The 17,928-nt window shown below is 61.3% G+C and carries 20 protein-coding genes; 3 read left to right on the top strand and 17 right to left on the bottom strand.

The features are described 5' to 3' along the window. Window position 1: 1 nt before the first annotated feature. The 6 genes from BFV67_RS01670 to BFV67_RS01695 are packed head-to-tail and all read right to left on the bottom strand — an operon-like array spanning window position 2 to window position 6,097. Window positions 2-1,006 (bottom strand): carbohydrate kinase family protein, encoded by a 1,005-nt coding sequence (locus BFV67_RS01670; protein ID WP_032655361.1) that lies wholly within the window; start codon window positions 1,004-1,006, stop codon window positions 2-4. After that, window positions 1,006-1,866, bottom strand: a complete 861-nt coding sequence (locus BFV67_RS01675) for a ketose 1,6-bisphosphate aldolase (RefSeq protein ID WP_025912336.1) — start codon at window positions 1,864-1,866, stop codon at window positions 1,006-1,008. Before BFV67_RS01675 ends, BFV67_RS01670 begins: the two co-directional genes overlap by 1 nt. A gap of 10 nt (window positions 1,867-1,876) precedes the next feature. After that, window positions 1,877-2,563, bottom strand: coding sequence for a D-lyxose/D-mannose isomerase (locus BFV67_RS01680; protein ID WP_069597770.1), 687 nt, complete (start codon window positions 2,561-2,563; stop codon window positions 1,877-1,879). A gap of 49 nt (window positions 2,564-2,612) precedes the next feature. Beyond that, complete coding sequence (locus BFV67_RS01685) at window positions 2,613-3,554, bottom strand: ABC transporter substrate-binding protein (protein WP_008500045.1); 942 nt, start codon at window positions 3,552-3,554, stop codon at window positions 2,613-2,615. Between the two features lie 30 nt (window positions 3,555-3,584). Next, complete coding sequence (locus BFV67_RS01690) at window positions 3,585-4,580, bottom strand: ABC transporter permease subunit (RefSeq protein WP_045407271.1); 996 nt, start codon at window positions 4,578-4,580, stop codon at window positions 3,585-3,587. Then, the gene (locus BFV67_RS01695; RefSeq protein ID WP_069597771.1) at window positions 4,577-6,097 is read right to left on the bottom strand and encodes a sugar ABC transporter ATP-binding protein; all 1,521 of its coding nucleotides are present in this window, start codon (window positions 6,095-6,097) and stop codon (window positions 4,577-4,579) included. The genes BFV67_RS01690 and BFV67_RS01695 overlap by 4 nt, the downstream gene beginning before the upstream one ends. A 181-nt stretch (window positions 6,098-6,278) precedes the next feature. Here BFV67_RS01695 and BFV67_RS01700 point away from each other — a divergent pair, with 181 nt between their 5' ends. The 3 genes from BFV67_RS01700 to yjdP all read left to right on the top strand — a co-directional run bounded on the left by BFV67_RS01700 (window position 6,279) and on the right by yjdP (window position 9,702). After that, window positions 6,279-8,555 carry an ATP-binding protein gene (locus tag BFV67_RS01700; protein WP_069597772.1) on the top strand — a complete coding sequence of 759 codons (2,277 nt, stop codon included), beginning with the start codon at window positions 6,279-6,281 and terminating at the stop codon, window positions 8,553-8,555. A 121-nt stretch (window positions 8,556-8,676) separates the two neighbouring features. Further along, window positions 8,677-9,303, top strand: coding sequence for a GNAT family N-acetyltransferase (locus BFV67_RS01705; RefSeq protein WP_008500049.1), 627 nt, complete (start codon window positions 8,677-8,679; stop codon window positions 9,301-9,303). Between the two features lie 75 nt (window positions 9,304-9,378). Next, on the top strand, window positions 9,379-9,702 hold the full coding sequence (gene yjdP / locus BFV67_RS01710; protein ID WP_021242926.1) for a DDRRRQL repeat protein YjdP: 324 nt from the start codon (window positions 9,379-9,381) through the stop codon (window positions 9,700-9,702). Window positions 9,703-9,784: 82 nt separating this feature from the next. Here the strand turns inward: yjdP and phnP are convergent, their stop codons facing one another. The 11 genes from phnP to phnF all read right to left on the bottom strand — a co-directional run bounded on the left by phnP (window position 9,785) and on the right by phnF (window position 17,912). After that, the gene (gene phnP / locus BFV67_RS01715) at window positions 9,785-10,543 is read right to left on the bottom strand and encodes a phosphonate metabolism protein PhnP (RefSeq protein ID WP_028015957.1); all 759 of its coding nucleotides are present in this window, start codon (window positions 10,541-10,543) and stop codon (window positions 9,785-9,787) included. A gap of 9 nt (window positions 10,544-10,552) precedes the next feature. Further along, window positions 10,553-10,987, bottom strand: coding sequence for an aminoalkylphosphonate N-acetyltransferase (gene phnO, locus BFV67_RS01720; RefSeq protein ID WP_069597773.1), 435 nt, complete (start codon window positions 10,985-10,987; stop codon window positions 10,553-10,555). Then, window positions 10,980-11,531, bottom strand: coding sequence for a ribose 1,5-bisphosphokinase (gene phnN / locus BFV67_RS01725; protein ID WP_028015958.1), 552 nt, complete (start codon window positions 11,529-11,531; stop codon window positions 10,980-10,982). The genes phnO and phnN overlap by 8 nt, the downstream gene beginning before the upstream one ends. Next, window positions 11,528-12,664 carry an alpha-D-ribose 1-methylphosphonate 5-triphosphate diphosphatase gene (gene phnM, locus BFV67_RS01730; RefSeq protein ID WP_023293497.1) on the bottom strand — a complete coding sequence of 379 codons (1,137 nt, stop codon included), beginning with the start codon at window positions 12,662-12,664 and terminating at the stop codon, window positions 11,528-11,530. Before phnM ends, phnN begins: the two co-directional genes overlap by 4 nt. Beyond that, a complete protein-coding gene (gene phnL / locus BFV67_RS01735) occupies window positions 12,661-13,341 on the bottom strand; it encodes a phosphonate C-P lyase system protein PhnL (protein WP_069597775.1) in 681 nt (226 codons plus the stop codon). Before phnL ends, phnM begins: the two co-directional genes overlap by 4 nt. 157 nt (window positions 13,342-13,498) lie before the next feature. Next, window positions 13,499-14,254, bottom strand: coding sequence for a phosphonate C-P lyase system protein PhnK (gene phnK, locus BFV67_RS01740; protein ID WP_069597776.1), 756 nt, complete (start codon window positions 14,252-14,254; stop codon window positions 13,499-13,501). Next, window positions 14,251-15,096: an alpha-D-ribose 1-methylphosphonate 5-phosphate C-P-lyase PhnJ gene (locus tag BFV67_RS01745; RefSeq protein WP_021242919.1), complete on the bottom strand. Its 846-nt coding sequence runs from the start codon at window positions 15,094-15,096 to the stop codon at window positions 14,251-14,253. The genes phnK and BFV67_RS01745 overlap by 4 nt, the downstream gene beginning before the upstream one ends. After that, on the bottom strand, window positions 15,089-16,153 hold the full coding sequence (locus BFV67_RS01750) for a carbon-phosphorus lyase complex subunit (protein WP_032655331.1): 1,065 nt from the start codon (window positions 16,151-16,153) through the stop codon (window positions 15,089-15,091). Before BFV67_RS01750 ends, BFV67_RS01745 begins: the two co-directional genes overlap by 8 nt. After that, the gene (gene phnH, locus BFV67_RS01755; RefSeq protein ID WP_008500060.1) at window positions 16,153-16,737 is read right to left on the bottom strand and encodes a phosphonate C-P lyase system protein PhnH; all 585 of its coding nucleotides are present in this window, start codon (window positions 16,735-16,737) and stop codon (window positions 16,153-16,155) included. The genes BFV67_RS01750 and phnH overlap by 1 nt, the downstream gene beginning before the upstream one ends. Further along, window positions 16,734-17,186: a phosphonate C-P lyase system protein PhnG gene (gene phnG, locus BFV67_RS01760; RefSeq protein ID WP_045407285.1), complete on the bottom strand. Its 453-nt coding sequence runs from the start codon at window positions 17,184-17,186 to the stop codon at window positions 16,734-16,736. Before phnG ends, phnH begins: the two co-directional genes overlap by 4 nt. Then, on the bottom strand, window positions 17,187-17,912 hold the full coding sequence (phnF, locus tag BFV67_RS01765) for a phosphonate metabolism transcriptional regulator PhnF (RefSeq protein WP_008500062.1): 726 nt from the start codon (window positions 17,910-17,912) through the stop codon (window positions 17,187-17,189). Between the last annotated feature and the right edge of the window lie 16 nt (window positions 17,913-17,928).

A 17,928-nucleotide genomic window follows, 5' to 3' on the forward strand; every position in this document is an offset into this window, starting at 1 on the left:
ATTAAATGCTCTCGCGAATAAACGCCTGCAGCTCGGCCAGCGTTTTTGCGCCGTCAATCGCATTGGCGGCCAGCAGGCTTGCCCGCGCGCAGGCGTGCGCCAGATAAATACTTTCTGTCAGCGGGAGCGATTCATGGCAGCCGTATAAAAAGCCCGCGCAAAAGGCATCGCCCGCGCCGACGCTGCCAATAATCTCTTCCTGCTCCAGCATCCATGACGGGATCCAGCGACCCGCTTCACCGCGCGCTTCTCCCCATGCGCCTTCCGGACAGTGGATCACCACCCGCTGGCGTACCCCGGCCGCCAGCAGCTGCGCTGCGGCGTCCGCGATATGGGCAATGTGCGGGGCGTCGTTTTCGTCACGCATTGTCAGGCCGCTAAACTCACCGGCCTCCAGCTCGTTAATCACCAGATAGTCGAGATGGCGAAGGGCAGGGAGCACCAGCGGCTGATAGCGCGGGTCGCCCTTGCGGGAAACCAGATCGAGCGAGGTTTCATACCCCTGGTCGCGCATCTGCGCCAGCAGCCGCGCGCTGCGGGTGCCGAACTCGTCATCGGGCATATCCAGGCTGTCGAGCAGCAGGAGATAGCCGAGATGGAAGATCTTCATCGATCCGTCTAAGCGATCGAAGGCGGGAAGATCCAGCAGGCGGTTGGCCCCCGGCGAGTGGAAAAAGGTGCGCTGTCCGCTGGGGTCGGTCATCACCTGCGACATGGAGGTTGGCGCAAAGGTGGTGCGCTGTACGCGCTGGCGGTTGACGTGGTACTGGTCGAGCATCGCCAGAATGTAGTCCCCGTCGCCGTCTTCGCCAATCAGCCCCACCGCCTGCAGCGGCAGGCCAACGTGCATTTTTGCCAGCGTCAGCAGGACGTTGAGCGGCGCGCCGCCGGTTGAGCGTTCGCTGTGGGTGATTTCCGCCAGCCAGCCGCGCTCCGGCCACTGCACGATCTGGTGGACGTGGTCCACCAGCATATTGCCTGCGGCGATGATGCCTTTGCGTTCCATCATGCCTGCCCCGCGCTGCCGAAGATGCGCATCTGTTCGGCGACCGTATCGGTAATCGCTTCTTCAATGCCGAGCAGCAGTTCGGCAAACTCGTCGTACAGCGGCTGGCGGTTCGCCATGCGCTGCTCCACGGCGGCGAGCGCGGCCTGCGACATCCCGGTATAGAAATTGATTTTATGAATGCCCAGCTCGATGGCGCGGCGGAAGTCGGCATCGCTAATCCCGGAGCCGCCGTGTAAAACCAGCGGCAGCCCCGTCTGCTGACGAATGGCGTCCAGACGCGGGAAATCGAGCTTCGGCTCGCCTTTATACTTGCCGTGTGCGTTGCCGATGGCGACGGCCAGCGCGTCGATGCCGGTTGAATCAACAAATTCGCGCGCCAGCTGCGGATCGGTGAAGAAGGCTTCATCCGCATGTCCGTAAAGCGCGCCCCCTTCATCCCCCCCGACCGCGCCCAGCTCTGCCTCCACGGAGACGCCCACCGCATGGCACATCTTCACCACTTCTCGCGTCTGGCGAACATTTTCCTCATAGCTCAGCGTAGAGCCATCGAACATCACGGAGCTGAACCCTAAGCGCAGGGCGCGCACGACGGCGTCATAATGCAGGCCGTGATCGAGGTTGAGCACCACGGGAATAGCGTGGCGAGCGGCCTCGAACTTCACCGCTTCGACAAGGGAATCCAGCGACACGTACTTAAAATGCACTTCCGCGATGTTGATGATAAACGGCGAGCGTTCCTGCTTTGCGGCGGCGAATAGCGCGCGCAGGAAGTGGGAGTCGAGCACGTTAAACGCGCCCAGCGCATAGCGGTGTTGTCTGGCGTGCGCAAGACCGTCGGCAAGAGAAATCAATGGCATCATTCACCCCTTATATCCGGAACAGGTTGTACTCGTTGCACAGCACCAGCAGCGCCGGTTCGTCTTCTTCGATGTTGTTATAGCGGGCAACCGGCTGCAAAAAGTGGTTGTCGTGTTCATCGTCATTAACCGAGGAAACTTCGCCCACCAGCACGTCGCCGAAGCCGCGTTCGCCCCAGAAGCTATGGTAAAGAGTGGGCGTCAGGCAGATGCTTTCCCCTGGCGTGAGGCGCAGCTGGCTGCCGGGGGCGTGGGTCTGGCGGCAGCCGTCGACGGTGACGGTCACGTCGGTGTTTTCCGTCTCTTCATGCGCTCCGGCATTCCATAACTCAATGATCAGATTCCCGCCGCCCCGGTTGATGATGTCTTCGCGCTTGCGCCAGTGAAAATGCATCGGCGTCACCTGGCCGTCGCGCACGTGCATGATTTTTTCGGCATAGCTTTTTTCATAAGGCACGCCGTTGGGCGAGCCGTTGCGCAGGGTAAACAGCGTCAGGCCCTCAGCGGCAAAGTTGTTGCCGCCGAACGCCGTCACGTCCCAGCCGAGCTTGAGGTCGAACACTTCCTGCCATGCGGCCTGGTCAAGCTGCTGCCATTTCGTTGGCGGAAAGCTGGCAAAAGGCGGGAGATGAACGTCGTGTATGGAGAAAAACTGCCGCGTGTGGCCGAGGATTTCATTGATGTCGGAGCGTTTCATGGGGACTCCTTGAAAACAGTACCCTCTCCCTGCGGGAGAGGGAAAAGGATCATTTAACCGTCCACCCCTTATACGTGCCGACGTTCTTTTTATCGATCATCGTCACCGGGATCAGCACGGGCGCTTTCGGCGCGGGTTTGCCCTGAAGAATGTCATAGCCGATCTCCACCGCTTTTGCCGCCATGACCTGCGGATCCTGCGCCGGGGTAGCAACAAACAGCGAGTTTTCACGCTTCAGCGCTTCCTCACCGTCCGGCGATCCATCCACGCCAACGATAAAGAACTCATTGCGCTGAGCCTGTTTCGCGGCCAGATCGGCGCCGATCGCGGTCGGATCGTTAATCGCAAACACGCCGTCGATCTTCGGATTGGCCGCCAGCAGGGAGGTCATGACTTCCAGACCGCCTTCACGACTGCCCTTGGCGTTCTGGTTATCCGAGAGCACCTTGATATCAGGATGTTTTTTGAACTCCGTCTGGCAACCTTCTACGCGGTTTTGTACCGCAGAGACCGGCGGTCCGTTGATGATCACCACGTTGCCTTTCCCTTTCAGGCGGTCGGTAATGTACTTACAGGCCATCTCACCCGCCTGGGTGTTATCGGAGGTGATGGTGGCATCAGCCCCTTCCGCCGCCACGTCAACCGCCACGACCACGATCCCGGCGTCCTTCGCGCGCTTCACCGCCGGGCCGATCCCTTTGGAGTCCGCGGCGTTGAGGATGATCATGTCCACTTTCGCGGCAATGAAGTTGTCGATCTGCGAAACCTGCTGGCCCAGGTCGTAACCGCTGGAGACCAGCGTCACCTTGACGTTATCGCCCGCCAGCTTGCGCGCTTCCAGCTCGGCACCTTTGGTGATCTGCACGAAGAACGGGTTAGCCAGGTCGCCCACCGTCACGCCGATGGACTTCAGATCTTTCGCCTGCGCAAACGGCGTTGCGGCAAGCAGCGCGCCAGCACAGAGCGCGGTCACTAAGGGTTTCAAACGCATCTTGTCTTCCTCACTCGTAGGGTATTGTTGTTATGCACTTTGATGGTGTCGGGTACGGTATTTGTCGATCAGCACCGCAATGATGATCACCGCCCCTTTGATCACCAGCTGCCAGAAGTAGGAGACGCCCATCAGCGTCATGCCGTTGTTGAGGGTGGCGATGATCAAGGCACCGACCAGCGTGCCGGTGATCGTGCCGATCCCGCCGACGAAGCTGGTGCCGCCGAGGATCACCGCCGCAATTGCATCCAGCTCGTAACCCGTGCCGAGGTTGCCGTTGGCGCTGTAGAGGCGCGAGGCGCTCATCACCCCGCCGAGGCCGGAGAGCAGACCGCTCATGCCGTAGACAAACAGCAGTACCAGCCAGACCTTGATGCCGGTTAAGCGCGCCGCCTGCATGTTGCCGCCGACCGCGTAGATATGAACGCCGAGCGTGGTGCGGCGCAGGATGAACCAGCAGATAGCAATGACCGCCAGGGCAATGACTACGAGCCACGGAATCGGGCCGAGGTAGTTATTGCCGATCCACTCGAAGTTGATGTTGGAGTTAATGACCGTGGTGCCGTCGGCCAGCAGATAGGCCGCGCCGCGCAGCGCCGTATAGGTGCCGAGCGTGACGATGAAGGGGGGCAGCCCGGCAAAGGCCACCAGCGCGCCGTTGAACAGGCCCAGCACCATGCCGAGCATCAGCGCGGCCGGAATGGACAGCCCGGCGAATTCGGGAATGAGCGACACCACCATCGCCGCCACCGCCGTGGTGCCGAGAATCGACCCCACCGAGAGGTCAATCCCGCCGGTGAGGATAATAAAGGTCATTCCCGCCGCCAGCACGATGTTGATCGACGCCTGACGGGTGATGTTGAGCAGGTTGCTCTCAGTGAAGAAGTTGGGCGCAATAAAGCCAAAAACCGCCACAATCAGGATCAAAATCGGCAAAATACCGACCGTTTGCATCAGATCGCTCATCAGCATTTTTTTGGCGGAGGCGGATTTCGCCACCTGCTGCGGATGGGTTGGAGTTGTCATGATTGCACCGCCTGATGATGAGTGTCGTTCACGCCGGTTGCCAGCGTCATAATGTTTTCCTGAGAGATGTCGCGCCCGTGAAGCTCGCCCGCGATGCTGCCTTCCCGCATCACGTAAACCCGGTCGCTCATGCCCACCACTTCCGGCAGCTCGCTGGAGATCATCAGGATCGCCACGCCTTTGCGCGCCATCTGGTTCATGATGCGGTAGATCTCGCTTTTTGCGCCGACGTCCACGCCGCGCGTGGGTTCGTCCAGAATCAGAATGCGTGGGCCGATGGCGACCCAGCGGGAGATGAGCAGTTTTTGCTGGTTGCCGCCGGAAAGACCGCCTGCGCGCACCTGCGAATGGGGCACGCGGATATTGAGCAGGGCAATGGCGTCATCGGAAATGGACTGGGCTTTTTTGCGGTTCAGCCAGCCGAAGGTGGCGTCGCGCTCCAGCGTCGCCATAGTGATGTTCTCCTGCGCCGCCAGCTCCAGAAACAGCCCCTGCTCCTTGCGGTTCTCGGTGAGAAAACCGATGCCGTTTTCGATGGCCGCGCGCGGGGAGTGGATCACCACCGGCTCGCCGTCGACCTCAATCATGCCGCCCGTGGCTTTACGCACGCCGAAGATAAGCTGTGCCAGCTCGGAACGTCCGGCCCCGACCAGCCCTGCCAGCCCGACGATTTCGCCGGAACGCACCTGCAGGCTGCACGGCTGTACTTTTTTACCGTCGGTGAGGTGGTGGACGTTGAGACGCGGGCTGCCGAGGGGAATATCACGCTCCTTGTTGAACAGGTCGCTTAGCGGGCGGCCCACCATCATCTTCACCAGTTCCGACGCGTTCAGCTTGTCGCGCGTCAGGCTCCCGACGTACTGCCCGTCGCGCAGAACGCTGACGCGGTCAGAGAGTTCATAGACCTCCGCCATGCGGTGGCTGATATAGATGATCGCCATCCCTTCATCGCGCAGGCGCAAAATCAGTTCAAACAGGCGATGGGTTTCGCGGGAGGAGAGGGCGGCGGTGGGTTCATCCATCACCAGAATGCGGCTGTTGCGGTGCAGTGCGCGGGCAATTTCCACCTGCTGCTGTTCGGCGATGGTGAGCTTCATCACCAGATCGGTGGCGCTAAACTGCGCGCCGAGGCGGTCAATCACCGCCTGTGCCTGGGTGGCCATCTCCTTGCGCTGGACCAGCCCGCCGCGCGACAGCTCGCTGCCGAGGAAGATATTTTCGGCTACGGTCAAATTGGGCGCGAGCTGCATCTCCTGGTAAATCAGCGTGATGCCTGCGGCCAGGGCATCCTTCGGCCCTTTAATGTGAAACGGCTGGCCGTCGATCAGGATCTCGCCGCCGGTGGCGGTATAGGCGCCCGCAAGGATTTTCATCAGCGTGCTTTTGCCTGCGCCGTTTTCACCCATCAGCGCGTGGATCTCACCGGCAAAGACCGTCAAATCCACACCCTTGAGCGCGTGGAAACTGCCAAACGTTTTGGCAATGCTGCGCATCTCTAATACCGGGGTTCTGCTCATGGCGGATCTCCTGTGAATGCCGATTTCTGCACTTCATCACAGGTGCGTAAATGCAAAATGTCAGAAGCTGTTCATATTTGTCATAGTTATGAATAGCTAATCGCCATCACATTTTCCTTTTCCCTCTCCCTTTGGGAGAGGGCCAGGGTGAGGGCACCAAACCGCACAGGAGCCCAACCCCATGCCATCACGCCCCCCGTTCTTCGCCAGCGCCCGAGGCCGCCTGCTGATTTTCAATCTGCTGGTGGTCGCCGTGACGCTGATGGTGAGCGGCGTGGCGGTGCTCGGCTTCCGCCACGCCAGCCAAATCCAGGAGCAGGTCCAGCAGCAAACGCTGGACGATATGACCGGCAGCATGAACCTGGCCCGCGACACCGCCAGCGTGGCGACGGCGGCGGTGCGGCTCTCGCAGGTGGTCGGGGCGCTCGAGTACAAAGGTGAAGCCGAGCGCCTGAAGCAGACGCAAATGGCCCTGCGCCACTCGCTGGAGCAGCTTGCGGAGGCGCCGCTGGCGCAGCAGGAGCCAGCCCTGGTGGCGCGTATTATTCAACGAAGCAATGAGCTACAGCAGAGCGTGACGGAGATGCTGGAGCGCGGACAGCGACGCCATCTGGAGCGTAACGCGCTGCTGAGCTCGCTGTACCAAAGCCAGAGCTACCTGCGTCATCTGCAGGACATCAACCGCCGCTATGGCAGCAATGTTCCGGATGCGCAGCAGCTGATGGAGATGGACCGGCTGATCGCCGCCGCCATCGACACCCCTTCGCCGCGCGCAACCGTTCAGCAGCTGGACGCGGTGGCCGCAACGCTGCCCCGGAGTGCCGCACAGCCGGTCGTGAAGGCGGTTCTGCCTGATTTTAATGCCGAGCTAGGTCAGCTCGCCCCGCTGTCGAAGCAGCTGGAAGAGAGCGATCTGGCGATAAGCTGGTACATGTTCCACATCAAGGCGCTGGTGGCGATCCTCAACAGCGATATTAATCAGTACGTTGAGCAGGTGGCGCAGGCCTCCCGGCTTCGCACGGCCCAGAGCCATCACGAGCTGCAATCCATCAGCGTATTTATCACCATTTTCGCCGTGCTGGCGCTGATCATCACCGGGTGTGCCTGCTGGTATATCTACCGCCATCTGGCCTCCAACCTGACGGCCATTTCCCGGGCGATGTCACGCCTTGCGCATGGCGAACAGGATGTTTCCGTTCCCGCGCTGCAGCGGCGTGATGAGCTGGGTGAACTGGCGCGCGCGTTCAACGTTTTTGCCCGCAACACCGCCTCGCTTGAGCACACCACGCGTCTGCTGAAAGAAAAAACCACGCAGATGGAGATCGACCGCATTGAGCGTCAGGGGCTGGAAGAGGCGCTCCTGCACAGCCAGAAAATGAAGGCCGTCGGACAGCTGACGGGCGGGCTGGCGCATGATTTTAATAACCTGCTGGCGGTGATCATCGGCAGCCTTGAGCTGACCGACCCCGAATCAAACGACGCGCCGCGCATTACCCGGGCGCTGAAGGCGGCCGAGCGTGGCGCCTTGCTGACCCAGCGCCTGCTGGCGTTTTCCCGCAAGCAATCCCTGACCCCGCATGCGGTAGAGATGCAGCCGCTGCTGGAGAACCTCCGGGAACTGCTGCGTCACTCCCTCCCTGCCACCCTGACCCTGGAGATCGAAGCGCAATCCCCGGCATGGCCCGCCTGGATAGACGTTAGCCAGCTGGAAAACGCCATCATAAACCTGGTGATGAACGCGCGCGATGCAATGGAAGGGCAAAGCGGGGTGATAAAAATCCGCACCTGGAATCAGCGCGTCACCCGCAGCGACGGGCGCAGGCAGGATATGGTGGCGCTGGAGGTCATTGACCGCGGCTGCGGGATGTCTCAGGAGGTGAAATCCCGCGTCTTTGAGCCGTTCTTCACCACCAAACAGACCGGGAGCGGGAGCGGGTTAGGCCTGTCGATGGTCTACGGCTTTGTGCGCCAGTCCGGCGGTCGCGTGGAGATCGAGAGCGCACCGGGGCAGGGGACGACCGTCCGGCTTCACCTTCCGCGATCGACGCTACCCGTAGTTCCTGAAGATGAAACGCTCTCTGCCACCGCCTCCGTCGATAACGAGCGGCTGGTACTGGTGCTGGAAGATGAAGCCGATGTCCGTCAGACCCTGTGCGAGCAGCTGCACCAGCTTGGCTACCTGACGCTCGAAGCGGAAAACGGCGAGCAGGCGCTGAACATGCTGGCGGCGTCGCCGGATATTGGCATGTTTATCAGCGACCTGATGTTGCCGGGAAGCCTGAGCGGGGCCGAGGTGATTAGCCATGTGCGCAGCCACTATCCGCAGCTTCCGGTGCTGCTGATCAGCGGACAGGATTTACGGCCCACGCATAATCCTCAGCTGCCGGACGTTCAGCTACTGCGCAAGCCGTTTACGCGGGTGCAGCTGGCGCAGGCGCTGCGGAAAATATGTTTTTAAATGCCCCTGTTTAGGATTTCATCAAGAGCAACGTTGACGCCGGTGATGTTAATCTGCGCAAAATTTAGCAGATTGGGATATAAAAGGAATTATGCCGGTACTCACAAAGGGGGACTCACAAATGATCGTGATGCCTACAACATACAGCCCGAGCACAATTGCCAGGTCGTTTAAACTCGTTGATGAGTTTGAGCTTTCCGGGCGAGTGCTACATGTTATTTTTGATAGCCAGACGCCAAGAGCTGCGATTATTGAAGCGGATATCGAAACCTTCGATGGGGTACCCCGGCATCGGGTTGTTGCTGCCCTGGATTTACAACGTAAAACGCATTTGGGTGAAGATATCATTGCCGTCGAGCGCTGTTGGGAAGATGCCAATGTTATTCAGGTAGAAGGTATCTGTGTTGATCCCGCCGAGCGTGACAAGGGACTGGCAACTCGCCTGTATGAAGCCCTGGTATTACAATGTGGCGTGACACTTGTCAGCGACTTTGAACAATATGAGGGTGGGAAGATGCTCTGGCAGAAAATTGCCCGCGAGTCTGACCAAATCGCTGTATTTGTTCTTGATACCGAGCAGGGCGCATTTTGGCCGTATGATGGTAGCAAGGTTATCTATGACGGAGGGTGTATCCCCGAAGATCGTATCTGGAGCCATTCGCCGGATCAAAAATGCTACGGCATCGTCCTGGTCGCAGAAAATAAACAGCGTGCGAATCAACTGATGGAAGTCCCAGGACACAACTGAATTTGAGATTCCTCCGCTACCCCCACACCCTGCTGTTCATTACCTTAAGGCCAGTTCACCTGCGAGTCTGGCATTATGAAACGTTACTCTACCGCTCTGTTATTTGGTCTGCTGTCACTCACCAGCCAACTGGCGCATGCCGATATCGTTGATGATGCTATTGGCAACATTCAACAGGCAATCAACGACGCCTATAACCCCAGCAGCAGCCGCAGCAACGATGATGACGATCGTTATGACGATAACCGTCGCATGGATAGCCGTCAGTATGACGATCGCCGTCGGCAGCTTGAAGACAGACGCCGCCGTTTAGACGAGCGTCAGCGCCAGCTGGATGACGACAGACGCCGTCTGGAAGAGGATGAGCGCAGGTTAGAAGACGATTACGATCGAGGCTAAAGCCTGGTGGCGCTTCGCTGACGCAGGCCTACGAAACCCTGGCGCGTAGACCGGGTAAGGCGCAGCCGCCACCCGGCAAAACTCAGTCGAGAACCAACACCATTCCGTCATACCCCGCTTCAATGCTGTCAGGCAGCGGGTTATCCATCATCCACACGTCAAACTGATGGCTGATGTGCGTCAGGATCACCTGCGGGCAGCCAATCACTTCGTTTAACGCAATCACGGTATTTAAGTCGCAATGGTTTCGCGGCGTCTCGTCGCGCGGTTCGTGGCTGCAGTCGATAATCATCGCCTGCGGCTGATTGTTGAGCAGGAACTTCACCGTTTTTTCCGGCAGCCCGGCGGTGTCGGACAGCCAGGCCACGCGGCTGTGGGCCGACTCCAGCAAATACCCGAAGGTCAGTTTCGAATGGTTGAGCGGCAGGGGCGTAACCCGCATACCCTGAAGCTCAAACATGACAAAGGGGTCGACCGTATGGCTGAAATCCAGAATCCCCGGATGTTTAAACAGGTCGTCACAGCCCACGTCATCCGGCGGACCGTAGACGGGGATCGTCGCGCCCACGCCCCATCGCAGGGGGAAGAGCCCCTGGACGTGATCCATATGGTAATGGGTCAGCAAAAACTGCTGAAAGCTGCCTGCAGCCCAGTCGTCCATCAGGTGTGGAATACCGGCATCCAGCAGGGTCACCGCATCGTTGAATTTGACCACCGCGCTACAGGGGCGACGGCGATAGGTCTCCTGCAGGCGCGCCCGGCGGCACGCCGCGCAGTCGCAGCCAAAGACCGGCACGAGTTGCGCGCTTCCGGTTCCTGTTAACGTGATTGTCAGACTCATAACGCACCTCTACAGCGGTTTGGTGAATCGGAAATGGCTCTGCGTATATCCTTCACGGACGTAAAAACGGTGGGCGTCCACGCGCTTCACGCTGGTGGAGAGCTCGGTCAGCTCCGCGCCGGCCTCTCGTGCCACCCCTTCCGCCCAGGCCAGCAGCTGGCTGCCCACCTTTAACCCGCGCACCTGCGGCATCACCACCAGCTCCTGGATCTCGCCGATCCAGCGTGCGTGGTGGAGGTGAAACTGCATGTGCAGGCCGATCATGCCGATGACCTGCCCGTCCAGTTCGGCAAGCTGGTAGCGCATGTTGTGATCCTGCAGATTGGCAAGATAGCCCGCGTGAAACGCCTGGCGATCAAATTCGGCCTGCTTTAATTCGCAGATTAACGCATAGACGATTTGCGCATCGTCGGCGGTGGCGGGGCGAAGCGTGCAGTCAGGCATGCTGTTTCTCCTTCTGACGGATAAGCGATAAAAAGGTCTCGACTGACTGTAGCAAACTTCCGTCGTTATTAAGGATATGGCAGTCGGACGGGGCGTAGCGCGCCGCACGCGCAAGCCGCTGATCGATCTCACGGGCGGATTCACGACCCCGGCTCTGCAACCGGCTGCGCAGGACGTCCGGTGAAACCTGCAGGCAGACCGGCAGCAGGGCCGCCCCATAGCGGGCGCGCGCCTGCGGAAGATGCGCCCGTGAACCGTTGACCAACACGTCGAACCCCGCATGCAGCCACAGATCGGTCTCGATGCCGATCCCATAGTAATAGCCGTTGGCGTGCCAGCTCAGCGCCAGCAGATTTTGCCCGGCACGGGTAAAAAACTCCTGCTCGCTCAGGGCGATATGGTTTTCACTCCCCGCATTGGCCGCGCGGGTAATGTAGCGGTGCGCCACCAGCAGCTGCGGATGCTCCTGCTGCCGTAAGGCGGACAGCAGGCTGTCCTTACCGGAGCCGGACGGCCCCATTAACCAGATAAGTCTTCCCATCAGAACACCCTCTTTCCCTGACGCCAGACGTGGTCGATATGGACGTGTTCGCCCCTGCGGTGGGCCAGCACCAGATCCGCCCGCTTGCCTTCGGCTATCTCGCCGCGATCCTGCAGATTAAGCGCCGAGGCCGGGTTTTTCGTCACCAGGCGAATCGCCTGGGGCAGCGTAAAGCGGTTGCCCTCGTCGTCGGCCACCCGGAACGCCGCGTCGAGCAGGCTGGCGGGGTAGTAGTCGGACGAGAGAATATCCAGCAGGCCGAGGGACGCGAGCTTGCTTGCCGCGACGTTGCCGGAGTGCGAGCCGCCGCGCACGATGTTCGGTGCGCCCATCAGGACGTTCATGCCGTGCTTGCGGGAGGCTTCAGCCGCCTCGAACGTGGTGGGGAATTCGGCGATCACGCTGCCAAGATGGTGGGATTCAAGGACATGATCGTGCGTGGCATCGTCATGGCTGGCCAGCGCGATATTGCGGTCCCGGCACATCGCCGCAATTCGGACACGGTTAGGCTGCGACCACCGTGCCGCAAGCGCCAGCTGCTCTTCTTCATAACGGGCCATCTCCGCGTCGCTGAGAGAATATTTGCCCTGGTAGTATTCGCGATACTTTTCAATGTTGGCGAACTGACGCTGCCCCGGCGAGTGGTCCATCAGGGAGACCAGCGACACCGGCTCGCGGCCGACCAGCTTTTCAAACAGCGGCAGGGTGGTGTGGTGCGGCAGCTCGCAGCGCAGGTGCAGGCGGTGCTCGGCGCGGTTGAGGCCGCGCTTTTGCGTCTCCTCGACGGCGTTGATCATCTTCTCCAGGTTCTCCAGACGGTCGCCGCCGTCGCGCACGTCGCCGATGGCCACCGCGTCCAGTACGGTGGTGATGCCGCTGGCGACCATCAGCGCGTCGTGGCTGCTCATCGCTGAATGCGCGGGCCAGTCCACCTTCGGGCGGGGGGTGAAGAACTTGTCCAGATTATCGGTATGCAGTTCGATCAGCCCCGGCAGCAGCCAGCCGCCGTCGCCGTCCATCGCCTCGGGCGAGCGGCTCTGGGTTTCAGCAAACGCGCGGATTGTTCCGTCCTGGATCTCAATCGAGCCGTCAACCACCTCATTGTCCAGTACCAGCTTGACGTTATTGATAATCATGCGGGAGTCCCCATTGGGTGCAGCCTGTCCGCGACGCGGGTGCGAACGCTCTCGTCGTGGAAGATCCCGACGATCGCCGCGCCGCGCGCTTTGGCCTGTTCGATCAGCTCCACCACGGCCGCGCTGTTTTTATCGTCGAGCGAGGCGGTGGGTTCATCCAGAAGTAAAATCGGGTAGTCGACGATAAAGCCGCGGGCGATGTTGACGCGCTGCTGCTCGCCGCCGGAAAAGGTCGACGGGGCAAGGTGCCACAGGCGCTCGGGCACGTTCAGGCGCGTCAGCAGGCTGGCGGCTTTGGCGGCACAGGTTTCGCGCGGTATGCCAAGATCCAGTAAGGGCTGCATCACCACGTCCAGGGCGGAGATCCGCGGGATCACCCGCAGAAACTGGCTCACCCAGCCGATCGTCGAGCGGCGTACTTCCAGCACCTTACGCGCCGGGGCCTGCACCAGGTCGATCCATTCATCGCCGTGGCGAATATGAATATGGCCTTCGTCGGGCAGATAGTTGGCGTAGAGGGAGCGCAGCAGGGTCGATTTTCCGCTGCCGGAGTGGCCGTGCAGCACCACGCATTCGCCGCGATTAACCTCCAGCGAGGCATTTTGCAGCACCGGCAGGCGCACGCCGTTTTGCTGGTGGAGCACAAAGGTCTTACTTACGTTTTGTACGTGGATCATGTTGGCCTCGCGATTCGTTTTGCCGGGTGGCGGCTTCGCCTTACCCGGCCTACAAGGTGCGGTGTTCGCGTTGCCGGGTGGCGGCTTCGCCTTACCCGGCCTACAGGTGCGCTATTCGTAGGCCGGGTAAGCGCAGCGCCACCCGGCGACAGCGGCCTCAGTTCTGCAACACCGACGACACCAGCAGCTGGGTGTACGGATGATGCGGATCGTCGAGCACGCGGTCGGTTAACCCACTTTCCACCACCTGGCCCTGCTTCATCACCAGCAGGCGGTCCGCCAGCAGGCGCGCGACGCCCAAATCGTGGGTGACAATCACCACTGCCAGGTTCAGCTCTACCACCAGGCCGCGCAGCAGGTCGAGCAGGCGCGCCTGCACGGAGACGTCCAGCCCACCGGTGGGTTCATCCATAAACACCAGCTTCGGGTGCGTGACCAGGTTGCGGGCAATCTGTAAACGCTGCTGCATGCCGCCGGAGAAGGTGGTGGGCAGGTCGTCGATACGCGAGGCGGGGATTTCCACTTCTTCCAGCCAGTGCTGCGCCGTGGCGCGGATGTTGCCGTAGTGACGCGCGCCGGTGGCCATCAGGCGTTCGCCGATATTGCCTCCGGCAGAGACCTGACGGCGCAGGCCGTCCATCGGATGCTGGTGCACCACGCCCCACTCGGTGCGCAGCAGGCGGCGACGCTCGGCCTCGCTCATGCCGTAGAGCGAAGCGCCCTCATACAAAATGTCGCCGTGTTGCGGCGTCAGGCGCGCGGAGATGGATTTCAGCAGGGTGGTTTTGCCGGAGCCGGACTCGCCGACGATCCCCAGCACTTCGCCCGGCCACAGCTCGAACGACACGTCGCTGAAGCCTTTGCCCGGCGCATACAGGTGGGTCAGGTGATTTACCGAAAGCAGCGGTTTCATTGGCCGTTCGCCTCGCTCTGTTGGCGGCAGAAATCGGTGTCGGAGCAGACAAACATCCGTTTGCCCGTGTCGTCCAGCACCACTTCGTCCAGGTAGCTGTGTTTGGATCCGCAGATGGCGCACGGCTCGTCCCACTCCTGCACCGTAAACGGGTGATCGTCAAAATCGAGACTTTCCACGCGGGTGTACGGCGGTACGGCGTAGATGCGTTTTTCACGTCCGGCACCGAACAGCTGCAGGGCGGGCATCATGTCCATCTTCGGGTTATCGAATTTTGGGATCGGCGACGGGTCCATCACGTAGCGGCCGTTGACCTTCACCGGGTAGGCGTAGGTGGTGGCGATATGGCCGAAGCGGGCGATATCCTCATACAGCTTCACCTGCATCACGCCGTACTCTTCCAGCGCGTGCATGGTGCGGGTTTCGGTTTCGCGCGGCTCGATAAAGCGCAGCGGCTCCGGGATCGGCACCTGGAAAATCAGAATCTGATCTTCAGCCAGCGGGGTTTCCGGAATGCGGTGGCGGGTCTGGATCAGCGTCGCGTCTTCGGTTTTTTCGGTGGTCGCGACGCCCGTTACCCGCTGAAAGAAGGTGCGGATCGATACGGCGTTGGTGGTGTCGTCCGCGCCCTGGTCGATGACCTTCAGCACGTCCGCCTCGCCGATCACGCTGGCGGTAATCTGGATGCCGCCCGTCCCCCAGCCGTAGGGCATCGGCATTTCTCGGCCGCCGAACGGCACCTGATAGCCAGGAATCGCCACCGCTTTTAAGATGGCGCGCCGGATCATGCGTTTGGTTTGCTCGTCCAGATAGGCAAAGTTGTAGCCGCTTAAGTTAGCCATGTTTGCGCTCCCGTTGCAGGCGTTTCAGCAGTTCCAGTTCGGCCTGGAAATCGACGTAGTGCGGCAGCTTGAGGTGCGAGACGAAGCCCGCGGCCTCGACGTTATCCGCGTGGGCCAGCACAAACTCTTCGTCCTGCGCCGGGCCAGCAACGTGCTCGCCGTAGTCCGGTGCCTGCAGGGCGCGGTCGACCAGCGCCATGGCCATCGCCTTGCGTTCGCCGAGGCCAAACACCAGCCCGTAGCCGCGGGTAAAGTGCGGGTCTTCATTTTCGGGCGCGACAAAACCGTTCACCATTTCACACTCGGTCATCAGCAGTTCGCCGACGTTTACGGCAAAACCCAGCTCTTCCGGCACGATTTCGACGTCGATATAGCCGCTGCGAATTTCGGCGGCAAACGGGTGGTTGCGCCCGTAGCCACGCTGGGTGGAGTAGGCCAGCGCCAGCAGATAGCCTTCGTCGCCGCGCATCAGCTGCTGCAGGCGGGACGAGCGCGAGCACGGGTAAACCGGCGGCGTGCGGGTGATGTCATCCGGCTGCGCGCCGGAGTCCTCTTCCGCCTTCGCCAGACCCTGTTTCGCCAGCAGGCTGAAGACGTGCGGAGACGGTTCCTGTTCGGCGTCAGAGGTACTGAGTCGTGGCGCCTCGCCGTTCGCCAGCAGGGTAAAATCCAGCAGGCGATGGGTGTAGTCATAGGTAGGGCCGAGCCGCTGGCCGCCGGGAATGTCTTTATAAACGGCAGAAATGCGACGCTCCAGGCGCATCTGTGCCGTGTTGATGGGTTCGCTGACCGCCAGCTTCGCCAGCGTGGTGCGGTAGGCGCGCAGCAGGAAGATGGCTTCCACGTTATCGCCGCTGGCCTGCTTGAGGGCCAGCGCCGCCAGCTCGCGGTCGGCGATACCGCCCTCGGTCATCACCCGATCGACGGCGAGATTAAGCTGCTGTTCAATCTGGGCGACGCTCAGCTCGGGGAGCTGTTCATCGCCCCGTCGTCTGTGCGCCTGCAGCGCATGGGCGGCGGCGATGGCCTTCTCGCCCCCTTTGACGGCAACGTACATCAGCACACCTCCACGTGGGTGGTCCGCGGGATGGCCAGCAGGCGCTCGCCGCAGGTCAGGATCAGGTCAATGCCCAGCGGGAACGGGTGCGGGCGCTCGGTCAGCTCGTGAATGATGCACTCCGGCAGCTGCGGCGCGACCATGCGCTCGTCGGCGATGCCTGCGCCCGTCAGGCGCAGCATGCGACCGCCGCTCAGGCTGGCGACCTGCAAAATCAGCGTGGCGCTGGTTTCCGGGGCGACGGCGGTGCCTTCGCTCAGGGCATTCAGCTGTTCATGGCTGATTTGTTCGTCGGCCACGGCAAAGATTGCCTGCTGCGGCTGTTCAACAAGCGGGGCGCCGGTGTGAAAACGCAGGTTCTGGTTGGCGATATCGTTCGACAGCGCGCCCGAAAGCCATACCGGGGTATCGTTGTCGGCCAGGGTGAGCAGCACGCTGGTTGTCGCCAGGTTCAGCGGCAGCCAGCCCTGAGAGAGCTGATGCAGCGAGACAATCACGCCCGGCTCGCTCATGGCCTTCAGCAGGCGACGGAAACTGTGTTGGGCATCCTGGACGGCCAGGGTAAAAGCAGGTTGAAGCGTCATGCGTTGTCTCCGCGAACGAGCGTAAAGAAGTCGACCCGGCTGGTATTCACTTCGGCCTGACGCGCGGCAAGACGTGCGGCGCGGTCGGCCTCCAGCGGGGAAATAAGGGTTTCCATCAGCGTCTGGAAATGCGGGGGTTCCTGTAAAAGCGCGTCGATGACCGCGCAGCGCTCGGCGTGGGCTTTATCACGTCCCAGCACGTAGCCGTAGCCCAGCGTGCCGCTGTGCAGGCGGATCGCGGCGCGGGTGAGGGTGGCATCCCCGGCGAAGAAGCGCGCGCCGGTACCGCCCATGCGCGCCTGGATCTGAACGAGGCCGATCTCCGGCGCGCGGAGGAGGTCGTACCCGGGAGCCAGGCTGAGGGCGTTCATGCGGGCAGAGAGCGCAGCAGGCTGGCTGTGGGCCAGCACGCGCATCCAGCGCTGTCGGGTGGCGGTGTCGAAGTGCATTCAGTGCTCCATGGTGAATTCGATCATGTCGGCGCGGGTCAGGCTGACGGAGTATTCCGTCGCGTCGATCTCGCCGTCACGGTGGTTGAGGGTGCGCACGCAGAGCAGCGGGGCCATATTGGGGATCTCCAGCACCTTGCTCTCTTTCGCCTGTGCGCGGCGGGCGCTGATGCGCGTCTGGGTGCGTTTCAGCGCAATGCCTGTCGCATTCTGGAGAAAATCATGTAGCGAACCGCTGGAGAAATTCTGCAGCACCGGCCAGAGGGTGAGATCCGCGAAGTAGTGATCGATCTGGCACACCGCCACGCCGTTGACCCGGCGCAGCGTGCGCAGGTGGATGACGTTGTCGCCCTCCTGAATACCCAGCGCGTCCGCCACGTGGCTGGAGGCCGGACGTAGCACCGAGAGCAGCTTTTCGCTGGTCGGGTGGCTGCCCTGATCCAGCAGGTTCTGGCTAAAGCGCGCCTGGGCGTTAAGCGGGTAGTCGAACGGGCGCATCAGCACCAGCACGCCCACGCCCTGACGGCGCTGCACCCAGCCGCGCTCGACCAGCTGGTCAATGGCGCGGCGCAGTGTGTGTCGGTTCACCTCATAGCGGTCGGCAAGCTGCTGCTCGGCAGGAAGGTAGTCTCCGCAGCGGTAGTGCGTGCGCAGCTCCACTTCGAGCTTTGCCGCGATCTCTTGCCAGCGGGTGGGGAAACTGGTCGGATGTCTGGATAAGTGCATAGAAAACAAAGCCTCG

The organism is Enterobacter roggenkampii (assembly GCF_001729805.1).
Lineage (GTDB): Bacteria > Pseudomonadota > Gammaproteobacteria > Enterobacterales > Enterobacteriaceae > Enterobacter > Enterobacter roggenkampii.

Excerpts from the sequence above, each read along its gene's own strand:
- phnH (WP_008500060.1), bottom strand. The coding sequence starts at position 16,737 with ATGACGCTTCAACCTGCTTTTACCCTGGCCGTCCAGGATGCCCAACAC.
- BFV67_RS01705 (WP_008500049.1), top strand. The coding sequence starts at position 8,677 with ATGATCGTGATGCCTACAACATACAGCCCGAGCACAATTGCCAGGTCG.
- phnL (WP_069597775.1), bottom strand. The coding sequence starts at position 13,341 with ATGATCCACGTACAAAACGTAAGTAAGACCTTTGTGCTCCACCAGCAA.
- phnG (WP_045407285.1), bottom strand. The coding sequence starts at position 17,186 with ATGCACTTCGACACCGCCACCCGACAGCGCTGGATGCGCGTGCTGGCC.
- BFV67_RS01680 (WP_069597770.1), bottom strand. The coding sequence starts at position 2,563 with ATGAAACGCTCCGACATCAATGAAATCCTCGGCCACACGCGGCAGTTT.
- phnF (WP_008500062.1), bottom strand. The coding sequence starts at position 17,912 with ATGCACTTATCCAGACATCCGACCAGTTTCCCCACCCGCTGGCAAGAG.
- BFV67_RS01685 (WP_008500045.1), bottom strand. The coding sequence starts at position 3,554 with ATGCGTTTGAAACCCTTAGTGACCGCGCTCTGTGCTGGCGCGCTGCTT.
- BFV67_RS01675 (WP_025912336.1), bottom strand. The coding sequence starts at position 1,866 with ATGCCATTGATTTCTCTTGCCGACGGTCTTGCGCACGCCAGACAACAC.
- phnK (WP_069597776.1), bottom strand. The coding sequence starts at position 14,254 with ATGAAACCGCTGCTTTCGGTAAATCACCTGACCCACCTGTATGCGCCG.
- phnO (WP_069597773.1), bottom strand. The coding sequence starts at position 10,987 with ATGCCTGACTGCACGCTTCGCCCCGCCACCGCCGACGATGCGCAAATC.
- BFV67_RS01700 (WP_069597772.1), top strand. The coding sequence starts at position 6,279 with ATGCCATCACGCCCCCCGTTCTTCGCCAGCGCCCGAGGCCGCCTGCTG.
- BFV67_RS01745 (WP_021242919.1), bottom strand. The coding sequence starts at position 15,096 with ATGGCTAACTTAAGCGGCTACAACTTTGCCTATCTGGACGAGCAAACC.
- phnP (WP_028015957.1), bottom strand. The coding sequence starts at position 10,543 with ATGAGTCTGACAATCACGTTAACAGGAACCGGAAGCGCGCAACTCGTG.
- BFV67_RS01695 (WP_069597771.1), bottom strand. The coding sequence starts at position 6,097 with ATGAGCAGAACCCCGGTATTAGAGATGCGCAGCATTGCCAAAACGTTT.
- BFV67_RS01670 (WP_032655361.1), bottom strand. The coding sequence starts at position 1,006 with ATGGAACGCAAAGGCATCATCGCCGCAGGCAATATGCTGGTGGACCAC.
- BFV67_RS01750 (WP_032655331.1), bottom strand. The coding sequence starts at position 16,153 with ATGTACGTTGCCGTCAAAGGGGGCGAGAAGGCCATCGCCGCCGCCCAT.
- BFV67_RS01690 (WP_045407271.1), bottom strand. The coding sequence starts at position 4,580 with ATGACAACTCCAACCCATCCGCAGCAGGTGGCGAAATCCGCCTCCGCC.
- yjdP (WP_021242926.1), top strand. The coding sequence starts at position 9,379 with ATGAAACGTTACTCTACCGCTCTGTTATTTGGTCTGCTGTCACTCACC.
- phnM (WP_023293497.1), bottom strand. The coding sequence starts at position 12,664 with ATGATTATCAATAACGTCAAGCTGGTACTGGACAATGAGGTGGTTGAC.